Consider the following 8,173-nt stretch of genomic DNA (forward strand, 5'->3'; position numbering starts at 1 on the left):
GATCATAGGATCTGTCGGAATCGGAGGATGTTCATGGGAAGAAGACTGATGTCATGTTTGGGCTTTCTGCTCCTGCTCGGGCTGATTGTACTGGCGGCAGCGGGAGGCGTGTACGCGTATCTGCGGTATATGCCGTCCAATAAGAGAGCGGATCTCTCCAAGATATACACGCCGAAAAACGGGGACGGTGTCATACTGTATCTGAATTATGACCGGCAGGAGACCGAAGGCCGGAAAATCGGCGGCAGGGTCTATCTTCCCATTGATTTTGTCAATGACAATCTGAATGAGCGTTTTTATTACGACAGCGAGGAGAAGGTCCTTCTCTATACGCTGCCGGAGGAGATTCTCCGGATGACCGCGGAATCGAAAAATGATGACGGTTCGGCGGTATATGTGGAGGACGGGGATTCGATTCTGGTGTCCGCGGACGAGGTGAGAATGCACACGGCCATGGCTATGGAAGATTTTTCGGATACAGAGTATCCGAGACTGTATATCCGCAACTCCGGCAACACCACGACCGGAGCAAATCTCCGGGAAGATACGGCGGTGAGAACCAAGGGCGGCATCAAGGCGGAGATTGTCGAGGATGCCAAAAAGGGAGATCATGTCACGGTTCTCGACAGTATGGAGAACTGGTCCAAGATCGTTACGGCAAAGGGATTCACGGGATATGTGAAAACCAAATGCCTGACGGATTTCTGCGATGAGGAACCGGATACCGGTTTTGAGGAACCGGAGTATAAGACGGCGATGCTGAAAGACAAGATCACTTTGATCTGGCATCAGACAACCTCGCAGGCGGCCAATGCCCAGCTGACCAATTCTCTGACCGGGACAAAGGGGGTCAACGTGATCGCGCCGACATGGTTCGGCATGAAAAACAACAGCGGCGAGTATGAATCCATCGCTTCGGCGGATTATGTGAAGACCGCACATTCCCTCGGAATGAAGGTCTGGCCGGTTGTGGACAATTTTGGCCATGATTACAGCAGCAATGTCAACACCGAAAAACTTCTGGCGAGGACATCGGTTCGAACAAAGCTGATCAAAAACCTGATGAAGGAGGCTGCTTCATACGGTTTTGACGGCTTCAACCTTGATTTTGAGGGGCTGAAGGAGGAGGCCGGAGTCCATTACACCCAGTTTATCCGGGAAATGTCGGTGGCCTGCCGGAAGGCGGGACTGACGCTTTCCATCGATGATTACCCGGCGGAGTCCTACAATCGTTTTTACAATTATCAGGAGCAGGGCGTATGGGCGGATTATGTCATTCTGATGGCATATGATGAACACTATGCTGGCGGAGAGGCTGGATCGGTATCGTCCCTTTCCTATGTGGTGAACGGAATCGATAATCTCCTGTCGATGGTGCCGAAGGAGAAGATCATCGCGGGACTTCCATTCTATACGAGACTCTGGACCGTGAGCGGCGAGGATACCTCTTCGCAGGCGCTTCATATGTCCGAGGCCAACGAATGGGTGAAAAACCATAATCTTGAGACCGTATGGGATGAGGAGACCGGTCAGAATTATGCAGAGTTGGAAGAAAACGGCAAAAAGAGTATGATCTGGCTGGAAGATGCCGATTCCATGAAGAAGAAGGTACAGGCGGTGAAGGAGGCGGATGTCGCCGGAATGGCCGGATGGAAACTTGGAATGGAGACGTCGGATATCTGGAACATCTTCGGATGGAAGAACTGAGAGAACGCCGTTATTCCATAAAAACGCGAAGCGGAGAGCGATCCCGGCGGCGGTCGGAAGGGGCTCTCCGCTTTACTTTTGAATTAAACTATATTAAACTAAAACGAAAAACATTTTCTATAGAAAGAAGCGAAAAAAAGTGATCACAAAAGTACTTCAGGTTTCGGATTCCGGGAACTTTTCCGGGGAAGACATCCGTAATATTCAGGAAGCGGCGGACGTTATCCGTTCCGGCGGCCTGGCGGCATTTCCCACGGAGACCGTCTACGGTCTGGGCGGCAATGCGCTGGATGCGGACGCATCCCGGAAGATCTATGCGGCCAAGGGCCGTCCGTCGGATAATCCGCTGATTGCGCATGTGTCCTGCATGGAGGAGATCACGCCGATCGTATCGGAGATCCCGGAGGCGGGAAGAAAATTGGCAGAGGCATTCTGGCCGGGGCCAATGACGCTGATTTTTCAAAAGAGCGAGGTCGTGCCGTATCAGACAACCGGCGGCCTGGAAACCGTGGCTGTCCGTATGCCGTCCGATCCGGTGGCACAGGAACTGATCCGCAGAGCCGGCGTACCGATTGCCGCGCCCAGCGCCAATACATCCGGAAGACCGAGCCCGACCAAGGCCGGGCATGTATATGAGGATCTGAACGGGAAAATCGAAGTGATTCTGGACGGAGGACCGGTCGGAATCGGCGTGGAATCCACGATCGTGGATGTCACGGAAGAAGTTCCGACGCTGCTTCGACCGGGTGCCGTGACGATGGAGATGCTCCGTGAAGTTGTCGGTGAAGTCCGGATCGATCCGGCCATTCAGGGACCGCCCAGCAAGGATCTGAAACCGAAGGCACCCGGGATGAAATACCGTCACTATGCGCCGAAGGCGGATATGACCATCGTCGAGGGCGAAGCGGAACAGGTGATCGCAAAGATCAACGCCATGGCGGCGGAGAAAATCGCGGAAGGAAAAACGGTGGGCATCATCTGCACCGATGAGACGAAAGACCGCTATCCCCGGGGAATCGTGGAGTCTATCGGTGAGAGGGCAAGGAAGGAAACCATTGCTCACAATCTGTACGCCGTTTTGAGGGATTTCGACGGACGGGGAGCGGAATTTATCTTCTCCGAGGGATTCTCTGAGGACCATCTGGGACAGGCGATTATGAACCGGCTGAAAAAAGCCGCGGGATATCACATTCTGAATCTCTGAACCGGCTTGGGAAAAGTCAGGAAAGACCATTCCGGAAAACGGGAATACTGCCTGCCCGACGGAGCGTACGTTCAAATGGAGACCGGGACAGAACAGAGAATGTTGCAGAAATAAAGAAATTGCAGAAAACAAAAAAAGATACAGAAAATAAAGAAGTTACAGGAAGATAAGGTCTGAAGGGAGATTTTCAGACTTTGATGGGCAGCTCAGATACGAGCGGAGAATGATCAGACGTAAGTCTTAGTCTGGAGGAGAAAATCATGGAAAAACAGAGCAAAGCACAGAAGAAGAGACAGATGGTTGTCGGCGTGATCGCCGTCGTTCTTGTGATCTGCATGATCGTGCCGATGATCGGAGCCGGTCTCAGCGCTTTCGGCTGATTCGGGTGAAATGTGATGACGCAGGAAAATAATTCCGGCGCGGCGGAGGCGTCCAGAAAGACGTTCCGTGTCCGGCAGTGCAGAGAGGCGGAAGTGACCGGCGAGGTCACGGCGGGACTTTCGATCGTTCTGATCGGGCCGGCGGCGCTCCGAGGAACGGAGACGGCGGCGATGCGGCTGGGAAAACGGCTGGATGAACGTTTTTCCGCGTGTTTTGCGGAACGATGCCGGAATGCGTACCGGGATCATGCCGTGGAGGCCGATGAAAAAATGCTTCAAAAGGCAGGGGTGAAGGCCTTCTGCCTTCCGGGCGACGGTGGCCTTTACGCGGCACTCTGGGATCTCAGCAGCGCGGGCGGACGGGGATTTGACATTGATCTCCGGAAGATTCCGCTCCTTCAGGAAACGGTGGAGGTCTGCGAGATCTGGGATCTGAATCCGTACCGGCTGGACAGCACCGGCTGTATTCTCGCAGCGGCATCCTGCGGCGAGAGTCTTGCCGCGCAATACCGCGCCATGGGGAAAACGGCTGAGGTCATCGGCTGGTTTGACCGCACCAAAGCAGGAAAGATCCGAAGCGGGGAGACGACTACCTATCTGGATTTCCCGGCTCCGGATGAAATACATAAAACAGAACAGCAGCAGACAGAAAAAGAGAAAGAAGGAGGAAACGGACTATGAAGGAAAAGATTCTTGCCGTACTCGAACAGAACAGCAGAATCAGTCTCGAGGAACTGGCCGCGAAGGTCGGCGTGAGCGCGGAGGAAGCCGCGTCTGCGATCGACCTTATGGAGCAGGAACATGTTATCTGCGGCTACAACGCTCTGATCAACTGGGATAAGGTTGACCAGGAGCGGGTTGTCGCCCTGATCGAGGTAAAGGTAACCCCGCAGAGAGATATGGGATTTGATACCATCGCGGAGAGAATTTACCAGTATCCGGAAGTTCAGTCCGTTTATCTGATGTCGGGAGGTTTTGACTTCACGGTCATTGTCCAGTCCGGCTCCATGCGTTCGGTTGCGAACTTCGTATCGGAAAAATTGGCACCCATTGATTCCGTCCTGAGTACCGCAACGCATTTCATCCTTAAGAAATACAAAGACTACGGAACCATTCTCAGCGACGGACCGAAAGATGAAAGAGAGATGTTCCTGTCGTGAGAAATCCATTATCCAAAACCATAACCGGCATTCAGCCGTCCGGAATCCGTAAATTCTTTGACATCGTCAGCGAGATGGATGATGCGATCTCTCTCGGTGTCGGAGAGCCGGATTTTGATACTCCGTGGCATGTGCGTGAGGCAGGCATTCACTCTCTGGAAAAAGGCCGTACCTTCTACACATCAAATTCCGGACTGAAGGAGCTTCGCCAGGAGGTCGTCAACTATCTGGAGCGATCTCAGGGAATCACATATGATCCGATCAAAGAGACCATGATTACGGTCGGCGGAAGTGAGGCGATCGACGTGGCGCTCCGTGCCATGCTGGATCCGGGCGATGAGGTGCTGATCCCGCAGCCGAGTTATGTTTCCTATGTGCCGTGCACGATTCTGGCCGGCGGAACACCGGTATCGATTCCTCTTGAGGAAAAAGATGAGTTCCGTCTCACGCCGGAAAAGCTTCTCGCGCACATTACCCCGAAGTCCAAGGTTCTGATTATGCCGTTCCCGAACAACCCGACCGGCGCGATCATGGAGAGGGAGGATCTGGAAAAGATTGCGGAGATCGTCCGCGAAAAAGACCTCTTCATCATCAGCGATGAGATCTACTGCGAGCTGTCCTACAAGGAAAAACATGTATCCATCGCATCCCTGCCGGGGATGCAGGAGAGATGCGTTCTGATCAACGGATTCTCCAAGGCATATGCGATGACCGGCTGGCGTCTTGGTTATGCCTGTGCACCGCAGCTGATCCTTCAGCAGATGCTGAAGATCCATCAGTTCGCAATCATGTGCGCGCCGACCACCAGCCAGTATGCAGCGGTGGAGGCTCTCCGGAACGGCGATGCGGATATTGAGAGAATGCGGAATTCCTATGATGAGAGACGCCGCTTTCTGGTGGCGGAACTCCGGAAAATGGGAATGGACTGCTTTGAGCCCTACGGCGCATTCTATGTCTTTCCGAGCATCAAGCGCTTCGGCATGACATCGGAAGAGTTTGCCAACCGTCTTCTCCGTGAAGAGAAGCTGGCGATCGTTCCGGGAACTGCGTTTGGCGATTGCGGAGAGGGCTTTATGCGAATCTCCTATGCGTATTCCATGCGCGATCTGAAGAAGGCGCTGGATCGGCTCAGAAGATTTACGGAAAGACTGCAGGCGGAAAAGAATGTTTAATATTGTCCTTTACGAACCGGAGATGCCGGAAAACACGGCGAACATCGGCCGGACCTGCGTGGCGGCGCATGCAAAGCTTCATCTGATCGGTCCCCTCGGGTTTAAACTGACCGATAAGCGCGTGCGGCGCGTGGGCATGGACTACTGGCAGAATCTGGACTATGAGGTTTATGTGGACTTTGCGGACTTTCTGGAAAAGAATCCCGGCGCAAAGATCTGGATGGGAACCACCAAGGCGCACCGGATCTATACGGAGGCGGAGTTTGGGCCGGAGGACTATCTGATGTTCGGCCCGGAAAGCCGCGGGATACCGGAAGAGATTCTGGTGAATCACGAGGAAACCTGCATCCGGATTCCGATGTGGGGAGAGGCGCGGTCCCTCAACCTCTCCAATTCGGCGGCGATCGTTCTCTATGAAGCCTTGCGGCAGAATGATTTTGCGGGGATGAAGAAGACCGGAGAACTGCATGAAATGCACTGGAGAAGATAAATCACAAAAAAAATAGAATAAATTATTTAAAGATGCCGATAATCCGTTATATGCTTTTTGTTTCAAGATAGAATAACCGAATGTTATGTGGGTTAATGGAATGACGAAAGAGATAACAGAAAAACGGCTTCAAAAGTTAAATGCGGTATTTGAATCATATGCCATGGTCGCGGAGGGAACCGACGTATATGTGTGCGACGTTGCATATGATTATTCCCGCTGGTCAAAAAAAGCGGTGGAACTGTACGGGCTTCCCGGAGAATACATGTATGCCGCGGGAGATATCTGGGAGAGTTATGTCCATCCGGATGACCGGAATGTGTACCGGTCGAGTATCGATGAAATTTTCGCAAACGGCTGCGGAATACACGATATGCAGTATCGGGCAAAGAACCTTGCGGGAAAGTACAATATGTGTACGTGCAAGGGGGTTGTCCTGAAAAATGACGCCGGGGAACCGGAGTATTTTGTCGGAATGATCCGGAATCATTCGTTGAATGAAAGTGTGGACAATGTAACCGGACTGCGCAACAAAAACGGATTTTTTAATGATGTCAGCCGGTATCTGGACTGTGGCATCCCGTTCCGGATTGTCATGTACGGTGCGACCAATTACACGGGAATTAATGACCTGTTCGGTTATGATTTCGGAACGAGAATTCTTCAGCACTGTATAAGGTATGTTCAGGATCACAACCAGAATATCGGTGATTTGTACCGACTGGACGGCGTGCGTGTGGCTCTGATCAGCAGGACCGCCACGATAGAACAGCTTCGGGAAAACTACCGGCAGTACCAGGAGGTCCTTCAAAAACCGTTCCTGCTGGACGGAAGGCAGGTCCTGCTTGAGATCAATGCGGGTGCGGTTGCGGTAGACCGTTTTGACACCAATGCGGATACCATTTTTTCCTGCCTGACGAGGGCGTATCAGGAATCCAAATACAACAAACAGGGAGATTTCAGTTTTTTTGAAAACGGGAACAGCAAAAACGGAATCTACCGTCTTGAAAGGATCAACCGGATCCGCAACAGCGTCATTCAGCAATGCAGTAATTTTGAGGTGTTTTATCAGCCGATTATGACTGCGGAGAATGAGGAACTGGAGGGGGCGGAGGCCCTGATCCGGTGGATCGATGAGGGCGGAAACATTGTCCCGCCGGACGATTTCATACCGGTACTGGAAAACGATGCACTGTTTCCGGAACTGGGAGAATGGATTCTCCGTCAGGCCATGAAAGAGTGCCGGGAGATATTGAAAACCATTCCCGATTTCGTCCTGAATGTGAACCTGTCCTATGCGCAGCTTCAGAAGCTGGATTTTCTGGATACGGTAAAAAGTGCCATGGAAGAGGTTGGCTATCCTCCGGAGAATCTCTGCCTGGAAATTACGGAGCGCTGCCGTTTCCTCGATATGGAACGGCTGATGGCGATCTGTCGCGACCTGAACCGGTACGGCATTAAGGTGGCGCTGGATGATTTCGGCACCGGGTTTTCCTCTCTGTCGATCCTGCAGAGTCTCCATATCGACATACTGAAGATCGACCGGCAGTTCGTAAAAGACATTGTCCGTGACGGCCGTCAGGAACGCCTTGTCAGGAGTATCGGAAAAGTGGGCGAAATCTTCGGCTCAAGAATTTGCGTGGAAGGTGTGGAGACCGAGGAAATGCGGGATATTCTCCGGAAGTATGACGTTTATACGTTTCAGGGATATCTGTATTCGAAGCCGATTCCTCACCGGGAATTCATGAAGCGATACGTGGAAAAACATGCGGATGCGGAGCAGTGAGGCGCCCCGGGGATTCGGCCCCGAAGACCGGCGTTGCCGGCGGAGACGCCGAAAAGAGAGATAAGACAGAAAAGACAGGTTTGATGAGAATCCAAATCGAATGAGAATAAAAAAGGTGCTGTCGCATTAGTTGATTTTTCAACTGGTGCGCAGCACCTTTTCGTATGCAAAATCAGCGGCTTTCGCCGCTGATTTTAAGTTTATGTGAGGCAAAGACGATTCGAAAACGCACTTTAACAAAGCCACTGATGTGGCTGATTCCATTTTCTGGATT

The 8,173-nt window shown here is 52.3% G+C and carries 7 protein-coding genes; all 7 read left to right on the top strand.

The features are described from left to right. Positions 1-33 precede the first annotated feature (33 nt). The 7 genes from BMW41_RS07825 to BMW41_RS07855 all read left to right on the top strand — a co-directional run bounded on the left by BMW41_RS07825 (position 34) and on the right by BMW41_RS07855 (position 7,899). Entirely contained in the window at positions 34-1,707 is a 1,674-nt protein-coding gene (locus BMW41_RS07825) for a glycosyl hydrolase family 18 protein (RefSeq protein WP_177171195.1), read from the top strand. 139 nt (positions 1,708-1,846) lie between these two features. Further along, on the top strand, positions 1,847-2,911 hold the full coding sequence (locus BMW41_RS07830) for an L-threonylcarbamoyladenylate synthase (protein WP_074649606.1): 1,065 nt from the start codon (positions 1,847-1,849) through the stop codon (positions 2,909-2,911). Positions 2,912-3,306: 395 nt separating this feature from the next. After that, positions 3,307-3,972 (top strand): AIR synthase-related protein, encoded by a 666-nt coding sequence (locus BMW41_RS07835; RefSeq protein WP_083378838.1) that lies wholly within the window; start codon positions 3,307-3,309, stop codon positions 3,970-3,972. Then, positions 3,969-4,451, top strand: coding sequence for an Lrp/AsnC family transcriptional regulator (locus tag BMW41_RS07840; RefSeq protein WP_031474591.1), 483 nt, complete (start codon positions 3,969-3,971; stop codon positions 4,449-4,451). The genes BMW41_RS07835 and BMW41_RS07840 overlap by 4 nt, the downstream gene beginning before the upstream one ends. Beyond that, positions 4,448-5,623, top strand: a complete 1,176-nt coding sequence (locus BMW41_RS07845) for an aminotransferase class I/II-fold pyridoxal phosphate-dependent enzyme (RefSeq protein ID WP_074649607.1) — start codon at positions 4,448-4,450, stop codon at positions 5,621-5,623. The genes BMW41_RS07840 and BMW41_RS07845 overlap by 4 nt, the downstream gene beginning before the upstream one ends. Continuing rightward, a complete protein-coding gene (locus tag BMW41_RS07850; RefSeq protein ID WP_074649608.1) occupies positions 5,616-6,113 on the top strand; it encodes a tRNA (cytidine(34)-2'-O)-methyltransferase in 498 nt (165 codons plus the stop codon). Before BMW41_RS07845 ends, BMW41_RS07850 begins: the two co-directional genes overlap by 8 nt. Before the next feature lie 85 nt (positions 6,114-6,198). Continuing rightward, positions 6,199-7,899, top strand: coding sequence for an EAL domain-containing protein (locus BMW41_RS07855; protein WP_074649609.1), 1,701 nt, complete (start codon positions 6,199-6,201; stop codon positions 7,897-7,899). Positions 7,900-8,173 lie beyond the last annotated feature (274 nt).

Source organism: [Clostridium] aminophilum (assembly GCF_900101295.1).
Classification (GTDB): Bacteria; Bacillota; Clostridia; order Lachnospirales; family Lachnospiraceae; genus Clostridium_R; species Clostridium_R aminophilum_A.

Coding starts and splice junctions, on each gene's coding strand:
- BMW41_RS07825 (WP_177171195.1), top strand. CDS start 34: ATGGGAAGAAGACTGATGTCATGTTTGGGCTTTCTGCTCCTGCTCGGG.
- BMW41_RS07835 (WP_083378838.1), top strand. CDS start 3,307: ATGACGCAGGAAAATAATTCCGGCGCGGCGGAGGCGTCCAGAAAGACG.
- BMW41_RS07840 (WP_031474591.1), top strand. CDS start 3,969: ATGAAGGAAAAGATTCTTGCCGTACTCGAACAGAACAGCAGAATCAGT.
- BMW41_RS07850 (WP_074649608.1), top strand. CDS start 5,616: ATGTTTAATATTGTCCTTTACGAACCGGAGATGCCGGAAAACACGGCG.
- BMW41_RS07855 (WP_074649609.1), top strand. CDS start 6,199: ATGTGGGTTAATGGAATGACGAAAGAGATAACAGAAAAACGGCTTCAA.